This window comes from Mesorhizobium sp. B2-3-2, from assembly GCF_006442295.1.
Lineage (GTDB): Bacteria > Pseudomonadota > Alphaproteobacteria > Rhizobiales > Rhizobiaceae > Mesorhizobium.
Window position 1 is genome coordinate 46766 of sequence record NZ_VFWA01000023.1, and the last position, 22329, is coordinate 69094.

At 63.2% G+C, this 22329-nt stretch carries 18 protein-coding genes and 1 tRNA gene; 8 read left to right on the forward strand and 11 right to left on the reverse strand.

Features of this window, described 5'->3' with window-relative positions; all coding sequences use genetic code 11:
- Positions 1-64 precede the first annotated feature (64 nt).
- From pstS to FJ964_RS29695, 3 genes are all read right to left on the reverse strand, one after another.
- Positions 65-1123 (reverse strand): phosphate ABC transporter substrate-binding protein PstS, encoded by a 1059-nt coding sequence (pstS, locus tag FJ964_RS29680; protein WP_140517885.1) that lies wholly within the window; start codon positions 1121-1123, stop codon positions 65-67.
- Between the two features lie 516 nt (positions 1124-1639).
- A complete protein-coding gene (locus FJ964_RS29685; RefSeq protein WP_181172660.1) occupies positions 1640-5773 on the reverse strand; it encodes a PAS domain-containing protein in 4134 nt (1377 codons plus the stop codon).
- Positions 5774-6379: 606 nt separating this feature from the next.
- Positions 6380-7345 (reverse strand): DUF2865 domain-containing protein, encoded by a 966-nt coding sequence (locus FJ964_RS29695; protein WP_224713209.1) that lies wholly within the window; start codon positions 7343-7345, stop codon positions 6380-6382.
- Between the two features lie 262 nt (positions 7346-7607).
- Here FJ964_RS29695 and FJ964_RS29700 point away from each other — a divergent pair, with 262 nt between their 5' ends.
- The gene (locus tag FJ964_RS29700; RefSeq protein ID WP_140554187.1) at positions 7608-7811 is read left to right on the forward strand and encodes a hypothetical protein; all 204 of its coding nucleotides are present in this window, start codon (positions 7608-7610) and stop codon (positions 7809-7811) included.
- A 175-nt stretch (positions 7812-7986) separates the two neighbouring features.
- Here FJ964_RS29700 and FJ964_RS29705 read toward each other — a convergent pair whose 3' ends face one another.
- From FJ964_RS29705 to FJ964_RS29720, 4 genes are all read right to left on the reverse strand, one after another.
- Positions 7987-8358, reverse strand: a complete 372-nt coding sequence (locus FJ964_RS29705) for a hypothetical protein (protein WP_140554188.1) — start codon at positions 8356-8358, stop codon at positions 7987-7989.
- A 389-nt stretch (positions 8359-8747) separates the two neighbouring features.
- Positions 8748-8822 (reverse strand) — tRNA-Glu (locus FJ964_RS29710).
- 90 nt (positions 8823-8912) lie between these two features.
- Positions 8913-9320 carry a VOC family protein gene (locus tag FJ964_RS29715; protein WP_140554190.1) on the reverse strand — a complete coding sequence of 136 codons (408 nt, stop codon included), beginning with the start codon at positions 9318-9320 and terminating at the stop codon, positions 8913-8915.
- Positions 9321-9333: 13 nt separating this feature from the next.
- On the reverse strand, positions 9334-9732 hold the full coding sequence (locus tag FJ964_RS29720) for a fimbrial protein (RefSeq protein ID WP_140554191.1): 399 nt from the start codon (positions 9730-9732) through the stop codon (positions 9334-9336).
- 25 nt (positions 9733-9757) lie between these two features.
- On the opposite strand from FJ964_RS29720, the gene FJ964_RS29725 reads away from it, so the two are divergent.
- Positions 9758-10813: an RluA family pseudouridine synthase gene (locus FJ964_RS29725; protein ID WP_140554193.1), complete on the forward strand. Its 1056-nt coding sequence runs from the start codon at positions 9758-9760 to the stop codon at positions 10811-10813.
- A 209-nt stretch (positions 10814-11022) separates the two neighbouring features.
- On the forward strand, positions 11023-11934 hold the full coding sequence (gene rpoH, locus FJ964_RS29730) for an RNA polymerase sigma factor RpoH (protein ID WP_027023478.1): 912 nt from the start codon (positions 11023-11025) through the stop codon (positions 11932-11934).
- Between the two features lie 88 nt (positions 11935-12022).
- Here the strand turns inward: rpoH and FJ964_RS29735 are convergent, their stop codons facing one another.
- The 4 genes from FJ964_RS29735 to FJ964_RS29750 all read right to left on the reverse strand — a co-directional run bounded on the left by FJ964_RS29735 (position 12023) and on the right by FJ964_RS29750 (position 14613).
- Complete coding sequence (locus FJ964_RS29735) at positions 12023-12895, reverse strand: MBL fold metallo-hydrolase (protein WP_140554195.1); 873 nt, start codon at positions 12893-12895, stop codon at positions 12023-12025.
- Positions 12896-13141: 246 nt separating this feature from the next.
- Complete coding sequence (locus FJ964_RS29740) at positions 13142-13801, reverse strand: peroxiredoxin (protein WP_140554196.1); 660 nt, start codon at positions 13799-13801, stop codon at positions 13142-13144.
- A 169-nt stretch (positions 13802-13970) separates the two neighbouring features.
- Positions 13971-14336 carry a cell division protein ZapA gene (locus tag FJ964_RS29745; protein WP_140500552.1) on the reverse strand — a complete coding sequence of 122 codons (366 nt, stop codon included), beginning with the start codon at positions 14334-14336 and terminating at the stop codon, positions 13971-13973.
- A gap of 4 nt (positions 14337-14340) precedes the next feature.
- Positions 14341-14613 (reverse strand): DUF4164 domain-containing protein, encoded by a 273-nt coding sequence (locus FJ964_RS29750; protein ID WP_023763725.1) that lies wholly within the window; start codon positions 14611-14613, stop codon positions 14341-14343.
- Between the two features lie 259 nt (positions 14614-14872).
- On the opposite strand from FJ964_RS29750, the gene tkt reads away from it, so the two are divergent.
- The 5 genes from tkt to FJ964_RS29775 form a co-directional block, all read left to right on the forward strand.
- A complete protein-coding gene (gene tkt / locus FJ964_RS29755) occupies positions 14873-16864 on the forward strand; it encodes a transketolase (protein ID WP_140554198.1) in 1992 nt (663 codons plus the stop codon).
- Between the two features lie 211 nt (positions 16865-17075).
- Entirely contained in the window at positions 17076-18086 is a 1011-nt protein-coding gene (gene gap, locus FJ964_RS29760; protein WP_140554200.1) for a type I glyceraldehyde-3-phosphate dehydrogenase, read from the forward strand.
- Between the two features lie 214 nt (positions 18087-18300).
- A complete protein-coding gene (locus FJ964_RS29765; protein WP_140554201.1) occupies positions 18301-20184 on the forward strand; it encodes a potassium/proton antiporter in 1884 nt (627 codons plus the stop codon).
- Positions 20185-20340: 156 nt separating this feature from the next.
- Positions 20341-21537: a phosphoglycerate kinase gene (locus FJ964_RS29770; RefSeq protein WP_140554203.1), complete on the forward strand. Its 1197-nt coding sequence runs from the start codon at positions 20341-20343 to the stop codon at positions 21535-21537.
- 225 nt (positions 21538-21762) lie between these two features.
- The coding region (locus FJ964_RS29775) for a class I fructose-bisphosphate aldolase (protein ID WP_140554205.1) at positions 21763-22329 on the forward strand (567 nt) is incomplete at its 3' end.

Sequence of the window (22329 nt, forward strand, 5' to 3'; positions counted from 1 at the left end):
TGGCCCTCGCGTTTCAAGGAAGACAGGGAGGGCGCCGTGAAGCGCCCTCCTCATTCAGCAGGGATTACATGGCGGAATAGAGCGGCTTGCCGTCTTCGCCGACGATGTCCTTGGCCCACATGTCCTCGACGCTCTTGACGACCGCGTCGGGGATCGGAACGTAGTCCAGCGCCCCGGCCATGTCGTCGCCCTTCGCGTAGGACCAGGCGAAGAACTTGAGCGCTTCACCGGTCGCAGCCACGTCGCCGGGCTTCTTGTAGACCAGAATCCAGGTGGCCGACGTCATCGGCCAGGATTCGGCGCCCGGCTGGTTGGCCAGGATGACGCCGTAACCCGGCTGCGAGCTCCAGTCGGCATTGGCCGCCGCCGCCGAGAACGCCGCCGCCGTCGGCTCGACCTTCTTGCCGTCCTTGTTGATCATGTCGGCATAGGTCAGCTTGTTCTGCTTGGCGTAGGCGTATTCGACATAGCCGATCGAGCCGCCGGTCTGCGAGACGTTGTTGGCGACGCCTTCATTGCCCTTGGCGCCGATACCGACCGGCCATTCGAGCGCGGTGTTGACGCCGACCTTCGACTTCCAGTCGGCGCTGACGTCGGCCAGATAGTAGCTGAAGTTGAACGTGGTGCCCGAACCATCGGAGCGATGCACGACGGCAATCGCCTGGTCGGGAAGCTTGACGTCGGGATTGAGCTTGGCGATCGCCGCGTCGTTCCAGTTGGTGATCTTGCCGACGAAGATATCGGCCAGCGTCGGGCCGTCGAGCACCAGTTCGCCCGGCTTGATGCCTTCGAGATTGACGACCGGAACGATACCGCCCATCACCATCGGGAACTGTGCAAGTCCGGTGGATTCGAGATCCTCGCCCTTCAGCGGCGCATCGGAAGCGCCGAAGGTGACGGTCTTGGCCTTGATCTGCTTGATGCCGCCGCCCGAGCCGATCGACTGGTAGTTGAGACCGATGCCGGTCTCCTTCTTGTAGGCATCGGCCCACTTCGCATAGATCGGGTAAGGGAAGGTGGCGCCGGCGCCGGAGATGTCAGCTGCCATTGCCGCTGAAAGGGTGAGGGTGGACGCCGCAGCCATTGCGATCGCAACGGCCGCCGAGCGGATGAAATGTCTCATGTGGCCTGCTCCTGTTCGGAAGATGGTCTCTCGGCGCCATTCCTTGCCAGCGCCCGCTGAGCCAATAGCGTTCGATTATAACAGTCGCATGACAGTTTCGTGTCAGCCCGGTAACGCGTCGCCGACGCTTGGAAAGGCGATGGCGGTCAACGGCTGCGGCATGGCGCCGGTTTGCCTACGGGAATCAGGGACTTGCGCTATCCGGCCACCCAAACAGCCATCGGATTCGGCATGGATCGCTGATCGAAGAAAAGCCGGACGGGAGCGCGTTGCTCGAGGCCAGAGGATGTCTTGGCCGGGCCATCGCCAAAAACAGGTCCGTTGGGGTAGATTGACGCTGCTTCGTACTGGCGGTCGCTGCTCCCGCCCGTAACTAGAAGAGAGCGGAAATTCGATGCCGTCATTGTCCCGGCTGGACGCCGGCTTTGATATGGTGCGATCGCACCATAGTCTTGCTCGAAGGGCAGCGGCCGACCCCGACTGATTCTCGCCGCAATCCCGTGGAAGGCGCGAAGCCTATCCCGCGTTGCGCCGGGCCTGGCGACCGGCGCCGACCCAGCGCTCGACCTTTTCGAGCAGGGCCCTGGGGCTGATCGGCTTGGGCAGATAATCATCCATGCCGGCGTCAAGGCAGCGTTCGCGATCGCCCTTGAGCGCATGCGCGGTGACCCCGACGATCGGCACATGCGTGCCGGTTTCCTCCTCCAGCCGGCGAATGGCGGCGGTCGCCTCGAGCCCGTTCATCTCCGGCATCGAGACGTCCATCAGGATCATGCACGGATTGAGCCTGCCGAAGGCGTCCAGCGCCTTGCGGCCATTGCCGACGATCTCGAAACCGTAGCCGGTCTCGCCGAGGATCTGGGTGAAGACCATCTGGTTGACCTCATTGTCCTCGGCCACGAGGATGTCCAGCCGCTGCTCGCCGCCGGTCGCGGCAAGCCGAGGCCTGACCGGCGGTGGCTGCAGCAACGCGCGTTGCCCCGACGCCGCCGCTGGCGATGGTTGCGGACCGTTCCCCCCGCCTCCCTCAACGGCAAGCGGCCGGGCGACATCGGTAGCGTGGCGATGCCGTTGGATGGTGGCGACCAGCGTTTCCAGGAGCACCGAGGAGCGTGCGGGCTTGATCAGTTGGGCATCAATGCCGAGATCGCGGTAACTGGTGTTGGCCAGCGACTGGTCGACGGACGTCAGCATGATGATCGGCGTGTCGGCAAGCCCGGCGGTCTTGCGCACGACACCTGCCATCTCGGCGCCGCTCATCTCGGGCATCTGATAGTCGAGTACGACGCAATCGACCGGCACGCCGTAGGCGGCGGCAGCGATCAGCACTTTCAGTCCCTCGGCGCCGCTCTCGGCCGCGCAGGAATCGAAGGTCCATGACGTCATCTGCTCGGTCAGGATGGCGCGGTTGACGGCATTGTCGTCGACGATCAGCACCCGCGCGCCGGTCACATCCACCGGCATGATGCGCTGCGCGTTCTGTTGTCCGGCCCTAGGCAGCGTGACCGCGAACCAGAAGGTCGACCCCTTGCCTTCGGCGCTTTCCACGCCGATGTCGCCGCCCATCAGTTCGACCAGCCGCGAGGTGATCGCGAGCCCGAGCCCGGTGCCCTCATGCCGCCTCGTCGAGGAGGTGTCGACCTGGCTGAATTTCTCGAACACCTGTTTCAGCTTTTCCTCCGGGATGCCGATCCCGGTGTCGGTGACCGAGATCGTCAGCCTGGTTCCGTCCGGCACACTTTCGCCGGTGACGTCGACGAGCACATGTCCTTCGTCGGTGAACTTCACCGCGTTGCCGAGCAGGTTGGTGACGATCTGCCGGATGCGGCCGACATCGCCGATGAACAGGCTTTCGAGCCCAGGTTCGATGCGTACGATGAGCTCGAGGTCCTTTTCCTTGGCGCGTGTCGATACCAGCGTCGCCACGTCCTCGATCGCCTCGGCGAGATTGAAGGGAGCGGGATCGAGCACCAGCTGGCCGGCATCGATCTTGGAGAAATCCAGGATATCGTTGATGATGGTGAGCAGCGCATTGCCCGATTTGACGATGATGTCGGTGAACGTCTTCTGCTTCGGATCGAGATCGGATTTGGCCAGGAGTTCGGCCATGCCCAGCACGCCGTTCATCGGGGTGCGGATCTCATGGCTCATATTGGCGAGGAATTCCGACTTGGCGCGGTCGGCAAGTATGGCGCGCTGGCGCGCGTCGCGCAGTTCCGCCTCGCGCAGCTTCAATTCGGTGATGTCGGTGGTCGACCCGATCAGGTAGAGCGACCCGTCGGACGCGATCATCGCGCCCTTGCGGGCGAACTGGTGGCGCACGCTGCCGTCCGGGAGTGTCACCGTCTCCTCGACCTCCTGGGTTTCGCCGCTGCGCAGCACCGCGAGGTCGCCATTGACGAAGGCTTCGCCGTCCGGCCCGAAAATTTCGATGTCGGTCTTGCCGATCGCGTCCTGCTTGCTGAAGCCGGTGAGGTCGCACCAGCCCTTGTTGACGTAGAATTGCCTGAGATCGGAGCGCTTGGCGTAGATCGACACCGGCACGTTGTCGATCAGGCTGCGGAACACCTCGTTCTCGCGCATGCTTTCTTCCAGCGCCCGCTCGCGCGCCTTGACCTCGGTGATGTCGGTGCTGGAGCCGACCAGATGCACCGATCCGTCCAGCGCCACCAGCCGGCTCTTGCGCGTCATCAACTGCCGCACCGTGCCGTCGCGATGGGTGACGGGCTCCTCGACCTCCCTGACGCTGCCGGTGAGGGCGACTTCGGTGTCGTCCAGGCTGTAGCTCTCTCCATCCCCGTCGCCGAACAGCTGCCGATCGGTGCGGCCGATGACGTCTTCCTTGGCGAACCCGGTGATCGCGCACCACGCCTTGTTGACGAACTCGATGCTGAGATCCTGCGCCTTGATGAAGGCGGCCACGGGCAGTTCGTCCAGCACGTGCCGGAACAGGTCGATCTGCCGCATCGAATCGTGCAGCGCCTTTTCGCGGCTCTTGATCTCGGAGATGTCGACACGCACGCCGATGAACGTGCCGTCCTCGGTGCGCATGTCGTAGACCTGATACCAGCGGCCGTCGGGATTGAGACGTTCGAAGGATGAGTATGGCAGGCGGTAGCGGGCGAGGATGCTGTCCAGCCAGGGATCGAGATCGCCATCATAGAGCGCATCGACCCGCGGATCGCCGCTCGAGCGGAAATAGCCGGCCGAATGACCGAGCGACAGCGCGTCTCGAAAGGTGCGGCCGGGCTGCCATGCCGGCTTCAACGCTGGCAGCGTGTCCTGCATCTTGCGGTTGGCGAAAACGAAATTGTCGTCGCGGTCGTAGATGATCACGGCGGCCGGCAGCGATTCCAGCACGCTGGCCAGGTGTTTGCGGGCGTCCTGCGCCTCGGTCTCACGACCCTTCATGTCCGAGACGTCGAAGAGGAAGCCGGCCACGTAGTTGCGGCCGCTTGCCATTCTAACGCGGTTCTTCCTGACGACGCGCGAGCGGTTGACGCCGTCGACCTCGAAATTTTCTTCCACCTCGTAAGGCCGCCCGGTCGCCAGCACCGCGCGCTCGCTTTCCTCGAACAGCGCGACCTCGGCCGGCGCGAGGAAATTGCCGCCGGGCTTGCCAAGCATGGCTTGCGGCTTTTGGCCGAACAGGCCCGCGAACGCCTCGTTGACGAAGACGAAGCGCAGATCGTCGTCCTTGACGAAGATCGGATCCTTGACACCGTTGATCACCGCTTCCGCCAGTCGCGCCTTTTCCAGCGCGTCGGCCAGCTCGGCCTCGCGGTCCTTCATGTCGGTGACATCGACATAGGAGATGAGCCGCTTGCCGCCGGCCAGCGGGGCCAGCGATGCGATCAGGGTACGCCCGTCATTGCGCGGCAATTGTCTCGAGCCGGCGACGCCGGCCCTGATCTCGGCCTCGCGCTCGGCGGCATGGCGTTGCCAGGCAACGTCGTCGTCGCCGTAGGAATCGACGGCGCGGCTGGCGTCCATCAACTCGCGGAAGCCCGAGCCGACCCCGGCGCGCTGGGGATCGATTTTCCACAAATTGTAGAAGGCCTGGTTGATAACTTCGGCGCGCAGGTCGGCGTCGAGGACCATGATCCCGATCGGCATCGAATCGACCATCGTGCGAAGGTCGGCAAGGCCTCCCGAAGACGCCTCTTGCTGCTTCTGTTCCAGTTCTTCGAAGGCGCCCGCCAATCCCGTGACGTTGCGTCCAATGCCGCGGTAGCCCGCAAATTTCCCCTCATCGTCGAAGCGTGGAAAGCCTGAGGTCAGCACCCAGCGGCAATCGGCGCGACCTCCCTTCAGTTCGTAGACGAAGTCACGGAACGGCCGATGCGCCTGCAGATCCTCCAGATGCATTGCCGCGCTGCGGTTGCCGTTCAGGACCTGCTTCAGGAAATCGAACCGGAAGCGGCCGAGCACAGCGGCCGGGTCGATGCCCGTGACCGTCTGGTAGTTGTGCGAAAGCCAGGAAAAGCGCAGCTCGGCATCGGTCTCCCAGATCCAGTCCGAGCCCGTCTCGACCAGCTGGCGTAGCATGGCCAAGTCCATGCCCTCGGCGAACGAGGCCGCGTCGTTCACCGCCATTTCGCCCGACCCGCGCTCGCCGCGCACGCCGGCTGTCTCGTTCGCTTCAGCCATGCCGTCCCCACCCCGAATCCAAGGCCGAACCCTCCCTCCGCGGTTCGTCGGCGGAATGTGCCCGAGAAGCATTAACGATCCGCTAACCTTAACAAGCCGTTGCGCACCGGAGAGGCCTGGCCTGCGCTATTGCGCCCGGTTGTCGGCCGGATCGAAGCCGCGCTATAAGCCCATACGGGGGTGTTGCTGATGTTTGGACGGATTGTGCCTTGCTTGCTGAGCGCGGCGCTGCTTTTCGGTAGCGGCTGTTCGCGCAGCTATGACGGCACCGTCGTCATTCCGCGCCCGCTCGATGTCCGGCGTTTCTGGGACCGGCCGCCGCCCAATGTGGAATACGGGCCGTCCGGAATGGAAAACGGCGCTTTTCCGGCGCCGCCACAACCGCCAACCCGGTTTTCCGAGCGCAGGCCCGCGCCGCGCGCCGCGCCGAGGCGTCATCTTTCAAGAGTTTCGAGACCACCTCCACCGTCCTCCGGTGAGGAAAAGCCCCTGGCATGCAGGAATGTCAGCGAACCCGGAAAGAGGGTTCGCATGGTCTGCGACTGATGGATGCCACCCGAAATTGACATTGGCTGGGAAACCGGCGCCTACGCCCCGAGCGCATGATCATTCGGCTGGGAAGAAGGCCGGGCCAACTATTCTCACCGGCCGCTTGCCGGCCTCTATCGACTGATGCTGGGCCGCCCCGGAAGCTTCGGCGCCCGCCGCGGGAATTGCCGCGACGCTGCCGAGGTCCGGCTTGGCCGACGGCAAGGGGATGATGGCATTGGTCATGTTTGTGGGCGTTACCGTTCTGGCCCTCAATTCGGCGACCCTGCTGTAGTAGCGTTTTAGGTCACATGCCTTGAAATTGACGTCGTCGCGGTAGCGGAATGCGGTCGGCAGATCGGTGTAGGGCTTGCGCGTGTCGAGAGCGACCATCTTTTCGGTTTCGAGGCTGATGTCGCTGAGCGTATAGAGGTCGACCCCCGGCTCGTCGCAGATGTAGCGGCATTGATCGGCCATATCCTTCACATCGTCGCTGCCGGCGAACTGCGACTTGGGTGCTGGGAAGAAATATCCATCCGAAAGGCGCACACAGAACAGCATCGCGTTGCCGGCGCCCGTTGCCCTCGCCGCTGGCGCCGTCGCAGACGCCGATTGGGTCTTCGCCGCCCCGCGCTTTGCCGCAGGCGCGCAGCCAAGCGCGACAAAGCGCGCCCGCAGCCCCGACATGTCCCGGCCTGAATTGGAGGCCGCCGCGATCCGGCGCTGCACCTCGCTCCTGTTCTTGGCAAGATCGGCGCACGCGTTGAAGAAACCACCGAGGAAATTTTTCGCCGTGCATTTGCGCTGCCTCTCGAGCCCTTGGATCGCGGCAAGCTGGCGGTGCAACTGGGCAAGCTCGGCGCTCGTGCCGCCGCCACGGCCGGCCGACGACAATTGATTTCTTATCGCACTGCAACTGTCGGCATAAGAACTGGACATTCCGAGCGCCAGCACCGTCAGGATGACGAGCGCGATCATCATGGAGAACCAGAAACGGATCATCAGAACGACGAGGTCCTTGTTGCTGAGAACCTGGAATGACAACTATTTCGAGTTCGGCAAGCTTTCACTAAATGAGTTTTATCTAATCTTTCCAGTCCCCATGCATTGAGAGACTTATCTCTAGCTTAATAGAAGAACCTCTGTGAACTCAATATTGCATTTTTATTTCAAGATTGAGACGAACTGCAAAACAATGCAGCCGAACGGAGGGTTGGCAGGCCTGCCGGATCACTCCGGCGTTACCGGAAACGGGTCCTGAAACCTTTGCCCGGTCTTTCGCGTTGAAGCGCCAAGGAGAACGCAGATGTCGATCCACATCACGGTATCGGAACTGACAAGAAGCCTTTTTCATTCCCTGGGGCTTGATCCGAGACCCCTGAGCGCCGAGCAAAACCTGCTGCTGGAATGCTATCTGGCCGGGCAAATCCCGGAATCGGCTTGGAACGACTATGTCTTCGAGACACCCGAACTGGCGCGGCACGCCGAGGCGCGGCGTACCAGCCACTGACCGGTGAAGGCGGTGCTGCGAGATGGTTTGGTGCTAATCGCTACGTGAGCGGGTCGCTGACGCTGGCAGATGTTTTCCGTCAGGAATTATTTAAATGAAAGCGGGATCGGCGATCCGCCGAACGGCTCTAGCACATTGAGCTGCGGCGCGCCCTGTGCGGAGAGCCGCGGAACAGCTATTGCTTGGGTGAGACGAATTGCAAGGTGAACACGTTGCCGGCAATCCCTTGCGCCAGTTGCGGCGAAAGGCTGAGCGGCGTGCAATTCTTCACCGCGGCCGTTGCGGCGTCGATAAACGATTTTCGCGCCTTGTCGTCGCCGGCCACCTTGGCGGCGGTCGGCCGTGGCGGACCAAGCAGCGTGCCGTCGCGCTTGAAGCTGAAGCTCAGCGTGACGATGGAATTTCCAGCATCCGCCGGCGGCGTCCAGCATGCCTGGATCGCCGTGCCGACTTCGTCCATCGTGTTGAGCTGGGCGGCAGCCGACGGGGATGTGGCAACCATCACCACCGCGCCGGCAATCAGGAGCATTCCAGCCATTTTTTTCATTGCAATTCCTCGACCTTCGACCCTCTCCAGCCCGCGTGCGATCGGCAGGATTGATGGTAGGGCCCGAAATGGCAAGGGCAATATGCTTTCACGAAGGTATTGCCGAAAGCATTGGAGGCGGCCTTACCGCAACGGCCGGCCGAAAAAACAAAAGGCCGGCGTGGGCCGACCTTTGTTTTCACCGCAGCGCCAGTACATCCGTGGTCGCGGGTGAATTGTCTCCAGTAGACAGGTTATAGGTAAACGAAACCTTAACCGACGCCCGCCTTCACGCCATAGCTCCGAGCCCGGCTCCAGCCAGCTTCCATGCACTGCATATGTCGGAGCGCTCGAGCGGGGCGGCTGAATATTGTTCGATGCTGGGGATCAACGGCTGAGCCGTTTTTTCTTGGTACGCCCAAGGGGAATCGAACCCCTGTTCCCGCCGTGAGAGGGCGGTGTCCTGACCGCTAGACGATGGGCGCGTTCAAGAACCGGCGATATAGGCTGGCGGCGGAGAAAAAGCAACTGGGGTTCCGCCGGCTTTCCCGGGATCGAGAAAAAGCCGGCCGGTTCTAGCGTTTGGGCTCGATCAGGTCCCATAGATTGCCGTGGAGATCGGCGAAAACCGCCACCGTGCCGTAGGGCTCCAAGCGCGGTGGCTCGCGAAATTCGACGCCCTTCGCCACCATCGCCGCGTGATCGCGGGCAAAGTCGTCGGTTTCGAGGAAGAGAAAGACCCGCCCGCCGGTCTGGTTGCCGATGCTCTTCCTTTGTGCCTCGTCGGAGGCCTCGGCCAGAAGCAGCCGCGCGCCGCGCCCGCTGGCCGGCGCGACCGTCACCCATCGCTTGCCGCCGCCGAGGTCCACATTCTCCAGGAGCACAAAGCCCATCCGCCCGACATACCAGTCGATCGCCTCGTCATAGCTGTCGACGACCAGCGCGACGGTGGCGATATGACGGTTTTCGGCAAAGCCGGTCATTGCGCGCCGGGCTTCATTTGTTGCGGATTGCAAAGCGGCCGATTATGCGCCGCTCGCCTATATCGTAGACGAAGATCGTGCGGCTGCCATCGGCGAGTTCGGCGTCGATCGAGACGCGATTGCCGGACAGCGACTGGCTGACCACCCTGGCGCCGACCGGCAGCACGATGTCTCCGCTGAGCGGTTCGCCGGCGGGCACCTGGATGTCGCCGGCCAGCGGCGGGCTCACCGGCGCTGCCTTGCGTGATTTGTAGACAATCGCCGCGATCACCACCATAAGAGCCAGCAAAAGCAGGCCGAGATTGATGGCCATGAAGCGGATGAGCCTGCCGCGCACCTTTTCGATCTCGGGGTTGAGCGGCTTTTCCCCGCCTTCAACAACGGCGTCTTCGTCGGCGGCGGGGCGGGCCATGGCAAACATTCCGGAACGATTCTCGATGAGCGCTCATAGCGAAGAGGCCCCCCGATTGATAGAGGACCAATTCATGCAGGCAGAACCGACCGTGCTCGTGGCCGGCGCCGACGCTGCCGGCCAGCGCCTCGATCAATGGCTGGCAGGCAGGCTCGGCCCGGACGTGTCGCGCAGCCGCGCGCAGATGCTGATCAGGCAGGGCGCGGTCTTGGTCGACGGCAAGACCGTTGTCGAGACCAAGCGCAAGATGTCGCCGGGCGAAACTGTCTCCGTCGCCATGCCGGAGCCGGAACCGGCGGAGCCACAGGGGGAAAACATCGCCCTCGATATCCTCTACGAAGATGATGAACTGATCGTCATCAACAAACCCGCCGGGCTTGTCGTCCATCCCGGCGCCGGCAATTGGACCGGCACGCTGGTCAATGCGCTGATCCATCATTGCGGCGACAGCCTGTCCGGCATCGGCGGCGTGCGCCGGCCGGGCATCGTCCATCGTCTCGACAAGCAAACCAGCGGCGTCATGATCGTGGCCAAGACCGACCGCGCCCACAAGGCGCTTTCTGAGGCCTTTGCCGATCACGGCCTGACAGGCGATCTCGAGCGCGCCTACCTGGCGCTGGTCTGGGGCATACCGCAGCGGCCGGCCGGAACGGTGGATGCCCCGCTCGGCCGCGCCGCCGACCGTGTGCGTCGCGCCGTGGTACCCGAAGGACGCGACGATGCCCGCCACGCCGTCACCCATTTTGCGGTGCAGGAGCGCTTCGGCGAAAACCAAAAGGAATTCGCAACCGCAAGTCTGGTCGAATGCCGGCTGGAGACCGGCCGCACTCATCAGATCCGCGTCCACATGGCCCATATCGGTCATCCGGTACTCGGTGATCCCGATTACGGCCAAGCCTTTCGCACCAAGGCCAACCGGTTGCCCGAACCGCTGAGAAGCCAGGTCAAGGCATTTTCCCGGCAAGCTTTGCACGCCTGGCTCCTTGAATTTCGCCATCCGACTACCCATCTATCGATGAGGTTCGAGGCACCGATACCGAGGGACATGGAGGAACTCGTCGGCGGCTTGCGCAGTCTGTGATCCGCCAGCGGCAAGCTTCAAATCAACCATCAAAAAACCTGACTGGCGTTGTTCACTTCAGCGTGACACACTGTTTCGTGTTGAACAAATGGCTGTCTTTTCTGGTTTTGTTCCTGTATATATCCGATGTCGCGAGCGAGCCTTTGGTGCTCGCGTCATATGCCCGCCGCGTTTCGGGGGCATCACTCCAATAGAGAGGGGGCGCTATCATGGCCCAGTCACTACCCAGTATCGTTTCCGGCGAAGGCGGCCTCAGCCGCTACCTGGAAGAGATCCGCCGCTTTCCGATGCTTCAGCCGCAGGAAGAGTACATGCTCGCCAAGCGTTATGCCGAGCATGAGGACACTTCCGCCGCGCACAAGCTCGTCACCAGCCATTTGCGGCTCGTCGCCAAGATCGCCATGGGCTATCGCGGCTACGGCCTGCCGATCGGCGAAGTGATCTCGGAAGGCAATGTCGGCCTGATGCAGGCCGTCAAGAAATTCGAGCCCGAGCGTGGCTTCCGCCTCGCGACCTACGCCATGTGGTGGATCAAGGCCTCGATCCAGGAATACATCCTGCGCTCGTGGAGTCTGGTCAAGATGGGCACGACCGCCAACCAGAAGCGTCTGTTCTTCAACCTGCGCAAGGTGAAGGGCAAGATCCAGGCGCTTGACGACGGCGACCTCAAGCCCGACCAGATCGCCGAGATCGCCACGCGGCTGAACGTCTCGGAAGCGGAAGTCGTGTCGATGAACCGCCGCCTGTCGGGCGACGCCTCGCTCAACGCGCCGATCCGGGCGACGGAAGGCGAGTCCGGCGAATGGCAGGACTGGCTGGTCGACGACCACGAAAGCCAGGAAGAGATGCTGATCGAGCAGGACGAGCTGGAAAACCGGCGCGGCATGCTGTCGGGCGCCCTTGCGGTGCTCAACGAACGCGAACGGCGCATCTTCGAGGCGCGCCGCCTCGCCGATGAGCCGCTGACCCTGGAAGAACTGTCGGCCGAGTTCGACATCAGCCGCGAGCGTGTGCGCCAGATCGAAGTGCGCGCCTTCGAGAAGGTGCAGGATGCGGTCAAGGCCGCCGCCAAGCGCCAGACCCAGGCGCTGCGCACCATCGAGGCGCAGCCGGCGGCTTAAAAAGCCACGTTCGGCAACGAAACATCCAGGCGGCGTCAGGAAACTGGCGCCGCCTTTTTCGTAAACCGCATCGGGTGCCGTGATTGCGTCAAAGCCCATCCAGCGGAAATTTCAGATACCGTCGTCCATTGGCTTCCGGTTCCGGCAGGCGTCCGCCATTCATGTTTATCTGCAGCGCATGCAGGATCAGCCTCGGCATCGGCAATGTCCGGTCGCGGGCCTCGCGGAGCGCAACGAACTCGGCCTCGCTGCACGCGGCGGCAAGATGAATGTTGCCGGCTTTCTGCGCGGCAACCGTGCTCTCCCATAATGCCTGGCGCCCGCCGGGCTGATAGTCATGGCCGACAAAGAGGCGCGTGTCCTCCGGCAGGGCCAGAATGCCTTGGATCGAGTGCCACAGGCGCGCGGCGCTGCCGCCGGGAAAATCCGTCCTTGCCGTGCCGCTGTCGGGCATGAACAGCGTGTCGTGGACGAAGGCCGCGTCCCCGATCACATAGGTGATCGACGCCAGCGTGTGCCCGGGCGAGAAAAGCACCCTTGCTGGAAGCGTTCCGACCCGGAAAACCTCGCCGTCGCCGAACAGCCTGTCCCACTGCGAGCCGTCGGCGGGGAAATCCGGCCAGTTGTAGATAACCTTCCACAATTTCTGGACCTCGACGATCCGCTCGCCGATCGCCGTCGGCGCCGCGGTCCTTTGCTTCAGGTACTGCGCGGCCGAGAAATGATCGGCATGTGGATGGGTGTCCAGGATCCATTCGACGCTCAGTCCCTCCGCCCTGACGAAATCCAGCAGCGCATCGGCATTGGCTGTCGAAACTGCGCCGGACTTCTCGTCGAAGTCGAGAACCGGATCGATTATGGCGCACCGCTTCGTCGCCCGGTCGGCGACGACATACTGGATGGCGCCGGTCGGCTTGTCATGGAAACCGGTGACTTCAGGCTTTGCCGAACCTATGTCCAATCCGACTTCCCCTCCTGTTAACCGGACAGGAATGATTTTCTTTGCCAGAGCAACATAAGAGCATGCTTGTCTAGCAGAGCGCTGCCGTCAAGCACGCCTTGCCAAAAAAGCTGCGGAAGTCGAAAAATGCCATCCAGGGCACTGGAGCAATTCCAGGCGGTATCCCGGGAAAAGCGCGTGGCGCTTTGCCCAACGATTGCGCAAACAACGAGGCGGTTCGCCGTTTTCGTGAAACGGTGAACCGCTCTACGCGGAAGGCTGCTTGGTCTTCCGGAGATAAGGCAGGACGGTCTCGTAGGCGCCGAAGCGCTTGATGGCGTCCTCGTTGGAAACGGCCGCGGTGATGATGACGTCCTCGCCCTGCTTCCAGTTCGCCGGCGTCGCCACCTGGTGCTTGGCGGTCAGCTGCATGGAATCGACCGCGCGCAGGATCTCGTCGAAGTTGCGGCCCGTGGTCATCGGATAGGTCAGCACCAGCTTGATCTTCTTGTCGGGCCCGATGACATAGACCGAACGCACGGTGGCATTGTCGGCGGGCGTGCGGCCCTCCGAGGTCTCGCCGGCACCAGCAGGCAGCATGTCGTAGAGCTTGGCGACCTTGAGATCCTTGTCGCCGATCAGCGGATAGTTCACCGAATGGCCGGTCGCCGTCTTGATGTCGTCCTGCCATTTGCCGTGGCTTTCGACCGGATCGACCGAAATGCCGATGATCTTGACGTTGCGCTTCTTGAACTCGCCCTCGAGCCCCGCCATCGTGCCCAACTCGGTCGTGCAGACGGGAGTGAAATTCTTCGGGTGGCTGAACAGCACCGCCCAGCCGTCACCGATCCACTGGTGAAAGCTGATCGGTCCTTGCGTGGTCTCGGCGGTGAAATCCGGGGCGATATCGTTGATGCGAAGGCTCATGATGTTTCCCTACCCTTGAAATGTTGCCGGCAACGGCTGGCGAGCGCTCAAATCTTTTTAACACCTCGGCGGCAACCCACAAATGCCTAAACCCACAGGCGCCCGTCGCGCCCGCGAAAAAATTTCTCTTCTTACCGCCAAGTTCGGCAGGAATTTCCGGGGAGACCGCTTATGCCTTGTTGACGGCCAGCGTCGCCGCAAGATCTTCCATGCGCTGCGCCAGCGCGCCAAGCGCGTTGGTCAGCACGCTGTCGCTCTTGTCGGCCTTGGTCAGCGCCTCGTCGCGGGTTTTGCGCAAGGTCAGCACTTCGCTTTCCATGCCCTTGACGCGCTTCTGCAGCTCCGAAAGTTCATCCATGACCATGATGCCGGCCATGACCGTCAGCCGCTGGTCGCCAATCTCGCCGAATGAATCCTTCAGATGCGAGACGTAGCGGTCGAAACGCTCGGCGAGATCGATCAGATGCTCTTCCTGGCCTTCGTCGCAGGCCATCCGATACTGCTTGCCGTCTATGGAAACCGTGACCTGTGCCATGAGCTTACCTATCCAACACAGCGCGGATGGTTTCCATGGCGGTCACCAGTCGTCGCGACACTTCCTTGTTGGCGTCCTCCAGCCGTTCGGCGCGCGCCTCGGAATTGTCGAGCTCCTGCGCCAGCCGCGAGCGGTCGGCATTCATCCGCTGCACCTCGGCCTCGGCTTCCGAATAATCGCGCTCATGCTCGAGCTTGGCCGCGACGGCGTTTTCCAGGCCTTCCATGGCCTTGCCCAGCCTTGCGATGACTTCCTTGAGTGTCGTTTCCCCGGTCATGGCCTCGTCCTGTGCCCTGCCCATCACCGAATCGTTCGCGTTCAGAACGCGTTATCTCTGAAACATTAGGCACCGGGTGAAGGCGACGTCAACAAAGCTCTCGCGACTGTCCCCTGCTAACGCTAATATAGGCCTGCCCGCGGCATCACAAGGCCGGCAAATGCGCACCGGTTTGTTGACTAAAAGTGCGCGCCTGCTATGTGTCGCGCACGCTTTTCAAGGGCTCTCCCAAGGCCCCGAACCCCACCCCGGAGGAACCATGACGTCGCGTGAACAACATGACCGGATGGCCAATGCAATCCGCTTTCTCTCCATGGACGCGGTCGAGAAGGCGAACTCCGGCCATCCCGGCCTGCCCATGGGCTGCGCCGACATTGCCACGGTGCTGTTCACCCGCTTCCTGAAATTCGACGCCAAGGCGCCGCATTGGGCCGACCGCGACCGCTTCATCCTGTCGGCCGGCCATGGCTCGATGCTGCTCTATTCGCTGCTCTACCTGACCGGCTACGAAGACATGACGATCGACCAGATCAAGCACTTCCGCCAGTTGGGCTCGAAAACCGCAGGCCATCCCGAATATGGCCACGCCGCCGGCATCGAAACGACCACCGGCCCGCTCGGCCAGGGCCTTGCCAATTCTGTCGGCTTCGCGCTCGGCGAGCGCATCATGAACGCGGCCTTCGGCAACGACCTCGTCAGCCACTACACCTATGTGCTGGCCGGCGACGGCTGTCTGATGGAAGGTGTCTCCCAGGAAGCCATCGCTCTTGCCGGCCACCTCAAGCTCAACAAGCTGATCGTGTTCTGGGACAACAACAACATCTCGATCGACGGTCCGGTGTCGCTGGCTGACAACACCGACCAGGTCGCCCGCTTCCAGGCGTCCGGCTGGAACGCCAGCCATATCGACGGCACGGATCCGGAAGCCATCGCCTATGCGATCGAAGCCGCCCGCCATTCCGACAAGCCGACGATGATCGCCTGCAAGACGACCATCGGCTTCGGCGCCCCGACCAAGGCCGGCACCAACAAGGCGCACGGCTCGCCGCTCGGCGCCGACGAGATCGCCGGCGCGCGCAAGTTCTTCAACTGGGAGTCACCCCCCTTCGAGGTTCCAGCCGACATCCTCGATGCCTGGCGCACCGCCGGCACGGCCGGCGCCGAGGCGCGCGCCGACTGGGAAGGCCGCCTCGCCAAGGCCGACGCCAAGCTCAGGGCAGAGTTCGAGCGCCGCGTTGCCGGCAAGCTGCCGTCCAACTTCGACGCCGTCATCGCCGACTACAAGAAGAAGCTCTCCGCCGACAAGCCCAAGGTCGCCACCCGCAAATCCTCCGAAATGGCGCTGGAAGTCATCAACGGCGCCGTCCCGGAAACCATCGGCGGCTCGGCCGATCTCACCGGCTCCAACAACACCAAGACCAGCCAGACCAAGAACATCACCCCGGACGATTACGGCCAGCGCTATGTCCACTACGGCATCCGCGAACACGGCATGGCTGCCGCTATCAACGGGCTGACGCTGCATGGCGGCGTGATCGCTTATGGCGGCACTTTCCTGTGCTTCTCCGACTACGCCCGCCCCTCGATGCGGCTGGCCTCGCTGATGGGCATCCGCTCGATCTTCGTCATGACCCATGATTCCATCGGTCTCGGCGAAGACGGCCCGACCCATCAGCCGGTTGAGCATGTGGCGGCACTGCGCGCCATCCCCAATCACAACGTCTTCCGTCCGGCGGATGCGGTCGAGACCGCCGAATGCTGGCAGTTGGCCCTTGAATCGGAAAAGACGCCGTCGACGCTGGCGCTGACCCGACAGAACCTGCCGACCGTGCGCACCGAATTCACCGAGAAGAACCTGAGCAGCCAGGGCGCCTATGAACTCGCCGCCGCCAGCAGCGAGGCCGCGGTGACGATCTTCGCCACGGGTTCGGAAGTCGAGATCGCGCTCGGCGCCCGCGACCTCCTGGAGAAGCATGGCCATCCGACCCGCGTCGTTTCGGTTCCTTGCTTCGAACTGTTCGACAAGCAGAGCGAGGACTACCGCCGCAAGACGATCGGCAATGCGAAAGTGAAGATGGCGATCGAAGCCGGCATCCGCCAAGGCTGGGATCATCTCATCGGCTCCGACGGCATCTTCATCGGCATGACCGGCTTCGGCGCCTCGGGAACGATCGAGCAGCTCTATCCGCATTTCGGCATCACCGCCGAGGCGGCCGCCAAGGCGGCGGAAGCCCGCCTGCATGGCAAGTAAGGCCGTGCATGTTGCCCAAAAGTGTATCTCGATTTTGGGACAGCGACATGTATGAAACAAGAACGCTCGGCGAAACCGCGTACAGCGGTTCCGCCGGACTGGCCTGACCTAATCGATTTAAATCCACGTCGCCGCGGCTGGATTCTTTCCGCTTCCGCCGCTATGAAGCTGCGGACCAATCGTCTGCCCTCCAGCTCCCAAGGAGAGAAAAATGACCGTCAGAGTTGCCATCAACGGATTCGGCCGCATCGGCCGCAACATCCTGCGCGCCATCCATGAATCCGGCCGCAAGGACATCGACGTCGTCGCCGTCAACGACCTCGGCCCGGTCGAAACCAACGCCCACCTCCTGCGCTACGACAGCGTACACGGCCGCTTCCCGCACGAAGTGTCGGTTTCCGGCGACCAGATCACCGTTGGCAAGGAGACGTTCAAGGTCACCGCGATCAAGGATCCGACCCAGCTGCCGTGGAAGGAGCTCGGCATCGACATCGCGCTCGAATGCACCGGCATCTTCACTGCCCGCGACAAAGCCGCCGCGCACCTGACCGCCGGCGCCAAGCGCGTCCTCGTTTCGGCGCCGGCCGAAGGCGCCGACCTCACTGTCGTCTATGGCATCAACCACGACAAGCTTACCAAGGACCACATCGTTATCTCGAACGCGTCCTGCACCACCAATTGCCTGGCGCCGCTGGCCGCAGTCCTGCACGAGACGGTCGGCATCGAAAAGGGCATGATGACGACGATCCATTCCTACACCGGCGACCAACCGACGCTGGACACCATGCACAAGGATCTCTACCGCGCCCGCGCCGCGGCACTCTCGCAGATCCCGACCTCGACCGGTGCCGCCAAGGCCATTGGCCTGGTGTTGCCCGAGCTCAAGGGCAAGCTCGACGGCATCTCGATCCGCGTGCCGACGCCGAACGTCTCGGTCGTCGACTTCAAGTTCATCGCCAAGCGCTCGACGTCGGCGCAGGAGATCAACGAGGCGGTGATCGCAGCCTCCAACGGCAAGCTCAAGGGCATCCTGTCGGTTACCCATCATCCGAACGTGTCGATCGACTTCAACCACGACCCGCACTCCTCGATCGTGGCGCTCGACCAGACCAAGGTGATGGACGGCAACTTCGTTTCGGTGCTGTCCTGGTACGACAATGAATGGGGCTTCTCCAATCGCATGGGCGATACCGCGGTCGCCTTCGGCAAGACCATCGCCTGATCGCGGGCCCATCTTCCAGAGACTTGAAACGCCTGGCTTCGTCCGGGCGTTTTTTCGTTGGAGTGCTCGGCAAGGCGTCGCTTCGCTCCTGCTATCCCCAAGCATGACGAAGTTGTAGGGCTTCGGCCAAAAAACCGCTCTCCCGCCTTGCGCCGGCCATGCCTTCGCCCCACTCTTCCTTGAGTCGAGAGAAGAGGCAGGGGACAAATCACGGATGGAGCATGCGATCTATCTCGTCACGCTGGTGGGCACCGCGCTTGTCGTCGCCGCCGCGTTTTCGAGCCTGATCGCCTTCCGCTTCGGCGCACCGCTGCTGCTTCTGTTTCTCTGCATCGGCCTCGCCACCGGAACCGACGGCCTCGGCATCGAGTTCGACAACGCCCGCATCGCCTATTTTGCCGGCTCACTGGCGCTGGCGGTGATCCTGTTCGATTCCGGCTTCGGCACGCCGCTCAATGCGTTGCGCCAGGCGGCCGGGCCGGCTCTGTCGCTGGCCACATTCGGCGTGGTCCTCACCACCGGCCTGTTCGGCGCCGCCGCCTACTACCTGCTCGACCTCACCTGGCTGGAATCCTTCCTGCTCGGTGCCGCCGTCGCCTCCACCGACGCGGCCGCCGTGTTCTTTCTTTTGCGCGCCGGCGAGATCAATCTGCGCGAGCGCGTGCGATCCACGCTGGAGGTGGAGTCCGGCACCAACGATCCGATCGCCATCTTCCTGACCATCACCCTGGTCGAGATCATAGCCGCCCATGCCGACCCCGAGGCCAATGTCCTGGCCACCAACCTCGTCCTCGGCTTCCTCATCAACATGGGCCTGGGCGCCATTGTCGGCGTGCTGGGGGGCCTCGCCATCGTGCGCCTCGTCGACCGGCTCAATCTCGACCATGGCCTGCTGCCGATCTTCGTGCTGACCCTGTCGCTGATGGTCTTCGCCGCCGCCGGCGCCATCGGCGGCTCCGGTTTCCTGGCGGTCTATCTTGCCGGCCTCATCGCCGGCAATTCCGACATCCGCGCCGTCACTATCCTCAAACGCTTCCAGGACGGCATGTCCTGGCTGGCGCAGATCATCATGTTCCTGATCCTCGGCCTGTTCGCGACGCCCTCGCAATTTCCGGCGATCATGGTGCCTGCGGTGCTGCTTGGCCTGTTCCTGATGTTCGTCGCCCGGCCGATCGCGGTCTGGCTTTGCCTGATCCCGTTTCGTCTGCCGCGCCCCGAAGTCGCCTTCGTTTCCTGGGTCGGCCTGCGCGGCGCCGTCTCGATCCTGCTTGCCATCACTCCCTTGCTCGGCGGGCTGGAGAATGGCCGCACCATCTTCAACGCCGCCTTCATCATCGTCCTGGTGTCACTCGTCATCCAGGGCTGGACCGTTGGTCCGCTGGCACGCCGTCTCGGCCTGATCGTGCCGGCGCGGCTCGGACCTCTGGACAAGGTCGAGCTCGAACTGCCGGGCTCGGCCCATCACGAGCTCCTCGCCTACCGCGTCGCCCCGGGCAGCCCGGTGGCGCGCGGCGAGCGCATCCCTCGCTGGGCGCGGCCCTCGCTGGTGTTGCGCGACGGACGCTCGATGCGTTTCCAGGACATGGGCAGGCTTGCCGCCGGCGACCAGGTCTACATCTTCGTGCCGGACCGCTATCCACGCCTGCTCGACAAGCTGTTCGCCAGCCGCGCCGTCGTCGACCCCGAGGATGCCGATTTCTTCGGTGCCTTTGCTGTCGATCCGGCGCGTTCCGCTGCCGAACTGGAAGCCGCTTACGCGCCGGGCCTGAGCGAGGCGGAACAGAACCTGACCGTCGGCGCTCTGGTCACGGCGCGGCTCGGCGGCCATGTCGAATACGCCGACCGCGTGCTGATCGGCCCGATCGAGCTGATCGTGCGTGACGTCGACGACAAGGGCAGGATCACAGGCCTGGGCCTCTCCTTCGAACCGACCGCGCCCGTGGCGCGGGTACCGGTCTTCCTCAGCGCCGGCGAGATCGCCGACCGGATCAAGGCCTTCGTCCAAACCTGGCGCAAGCCGGTGGAAACACCGATCTCCCCGGCACGCGCAGACGAGAAAACAGAGCCGGCGGCGGAAAAGGCAACGACCGAGAGCTGACAACGGCGATCCTTGCGCCGCAGCCATCCGCCTGCCGTGACGCCTCGCGACATCAATGCCTTCGCCTTTGAAAATTTCGCGCCCTCCCCAGCCAAGTCTTGCATCGTCGCCGGTGCGGGGTATGGTCCCGGCGATTTCTCAGCGAAAGGAACCAGCATGGCCAGCTTCAAGACATTGGACGATATCGGCAATATCAATGGCAAGCGCGTGCTGGTGCGCGTCGACCTCAACGTTCCCGTCGCTGACGGCAAGGTCACCGACACGACCCGTATCGAACGCATCGCGCCGACCATCGCTGAATTGTCGGGCAAGGGTGCCAAGGTCATCCTGCTCGCCCATTTCGGCCGACCCAAGGACGGTCCCTCGCCGGAATTCTCGCTGGAGCCGATCGCCAGGGCAACGTCCGAGGTGCTCGGCCGCCCCGTGGGCTTTGCTGGCGACTGCGTCGGCGACACGGCGGGAAGTGCCGTTGCCGCCATGAACAAGGGCGACGTGCTGCTGCTCGAGAACACCCGCTTCTACAAGGCCGAGGAGAAGAACGACCCGGCCTTCACCGAACGGCTCGCCGCCAATGGCGATATCTTCGTCAACGACGCCTTCTCCGCTGCCCACCGGGCGCATTCCTCGACCGAGGGACTGGCGCATCTGTTGCCGGCCTTTGCCGGTCGCACCATGCAGGCCGAATTGGAAGCGCTGGAGAAGGGCCTTGGAAATCCTGTTCGCCCGGTGGTCGCCATTGTCGGCGGCGCCAAGGTCTCGACCAAGATCGACCTGCTGATGAACCTGGTCAAGAAGGTCGACGCGCTGGTCATCGGCGGCGGCATGGCTAACACCTTTCTCGCCGCACGCGGCACCGACGTCGGCAAGTCGCTGTGCGAGCACGACCTCGCCGCTACCGCCAAGCAGATCATGATCGAGGCGGCCGAGGCCGGCTGCGCCATCATCCTGCCCGTCGACGGTGTCGTGGCGAAGGAATTCAAGGCGGGTGCGGCCAGCGAAACCGTGGCCATAGCCGACGTGCCGGCGGATGGCATGATCCTCGATGTCGGCGAAAAGACCGTGAAAGTCGTTGCCGACTGGATCGACCGCGCCGCGACCTTGGTCTGGAACGGCCCGCTCGGCGCGTTCGAGATCGAACCCTTCGACCGCGCGACGATGGCGGCAGCCAGGCATGCGGCGGCGCGCACCAAGTCTGGCAAGCTGGTTTCGGTGGCTGGTGGCGGCGATACCGTCGCGGCGCTCAACCAGGCCGGGGTTGCCGACGATTTTACCTATGTCTCGACTGCCGGCGGCGCCTTCCTCGAATGGATGGAAGGCAAGCCGCTGCCGGGCGTCGACGTGCTCAAGCGTTGAAACGATCAACTCGAGGCGAGCGCGCGACGCTGCCGGGACTTTCGATCGATTCGAGCTTTCCGGCGTCAATCCTTTGGCGGTAGTGTTCTGCTAGAGCAATTCCAGGAAAAGTGTGTACGGCTTTCCGTCCGGAATTGCGTCAAAACAAAGAGTTAGAGCGGTCGCCGTTTCCGGGAAACGGTGAACCGTTCTAGGCACAGAACAACACCGTCCAGGAGAAGCACGATGAGCGAACGTCTCGAAGACATTGCCGCCGCGATGGTGGCCAACGGCAAGGGCCTGCTGGCCGCCGACGAAAGCTCGGGCACGATCAAGAAGCGGTTCGACGTCATCGGCGTCGAATCGACCGCGGACAGCCGGCGTGACTACCGCGAGATGATGTTCCGCACCAGTGACGCCATGACCAGGTATATTTCCGGCGTCATCCTCTATGACGAGACCATTCGCCAGAAAGCGGCCGACGGCACGCCGCTGGTCGATATCATCAAGGCTTCAGGCGCTATTCCCGGAATCAAGGTCGATGCCGGCGCCAAGCCTCTGGCCGGCTTTCCCGGCGACACGGTCACCGAGGGCCTCGACGGCCTGCGCGAGCGGCTCGCCGACTATTACAAGCTCGGCGCCCGCTTCGCCAAATGGCGTGCCGTGATCGACATCGACACGGCAAAGGGCGTGCCGTCGGTCACCTCGATCAGCGCGAACACCCACGCGCTCGCCCGCTATGCGGCCCTTTGCCAGGAGGCCGGTATCGTGCCGATCGTGGAGCCGGAAGTGCTGATGGACGGCGCCCACGAC

Excerpts from the sequence above, each read along its gene's own strand:
- pstS (WP_140517885.1), bottom strand. The coding sequence starts at position 1,123 with ATGAGACATTTCATCCGCTCGGCGGCCGTTGCGATCGCAATGGCTGCG.
- tkt (WP_140554198.1), top strand. The coding sequence starts at position 14,873 with ATGACGTCGCGTGAACAACATGACCGGATGGCCAATGCAATCCGCTTT.
- FJ964_RS29720 (WP_140554191.1), bottom strand. The coding sequence starts at position 9,732 with ATGGCCCGCCCCGCCGCCGACGAAGACGCCGTTGTTGAAGGCGGGGAA.
- rpoH (WP_027023478.1), top strand. The coding sequence starts at position 11,023 with ATGGCCCAGTCACTACCCAGTATCGTTTCCGGCGAAGGCGGCCTCAGC.
- FJ964_RS29725 (WP_140554193.1), top strand. The coding sequence starts at position 9,758 with ATGAGCGCTCATAGCGAAGAGGCCCCCCGATTGATAGAGGACCAATTC.
- FJ964_RS29705 (WP_140554188.1), bottom strand. The coding sequence starts at position 8,358 with ATGAAAAAAATGGCTGGAATGCTCCTGATTGCCGGCGCGGTGGTGATG.
- FJ964_RS29740 (WP_140554196.1), bottom strand. The coding sequence starts at position 13,801 with ATGAGCCTTCGCATCAACGATATCGCCCCGGATTTCACCGCCGAGACC.
- FJ964_RS29765 (WP_140554201.1), top strand. The coding sequence starts at position 18,301 with ATGGAGCATGCGATCTATCTCGTCACGCTGGTGGGCACCGCGCTTGTC.
- FJ964_RS29745 (WP_140500552.1), bottom strand. The coding sequence starts at position 14,336 with ATGGCACAGGTCACGGTTTCCATAGACGGCAAGCAGTATCGGATGGCC.
- gap (WP_140554200.1), top strand. The coding sequence starts at position 17,076 with ATGACCGTCAGAGTTGCCATCAACGGATTCGGCCGCATCGGCCGCAAC.
- FJ964_RS29715 (WP_140554190.1), bottom strand. The coding sequence starts at position 9,320 with ATGACCGGCTTTGCCGAAAACCGTCATATCGCCACCGTCGCGCTGGTC.
- FJ964_RS29700 (WP_140554187.1), top strand. The coding sequence starts at position 7,608 with ATGTCGATCCACATCACGGTATCGGAACTGACAAGAAGCCTTTTTCAT.
- FJ964_RS29685 (WP_181172660.1), bottom strand. The coding sequence starts at position 5,773 with ATGGCTGAAGCGAACGAGACAGCCGGCGTGCGCGGCGAGCGCGGGTCG.
- FJ964_RS29770 (WP_140554203.1), top strand. The coding sequence starts at position 20,341 with ATGGCCAGCTTCAAGACATTGGACGATATCGGCAATATCAATGGCAAG.
- FJ964_RS29750 (WP_023763725.1), bottom strand. The coding sequence starts at position 14,613 with ATGACCGGGGAAACGACACTCAAGGAAGTCATCGCAAGGCTGGGCAAG.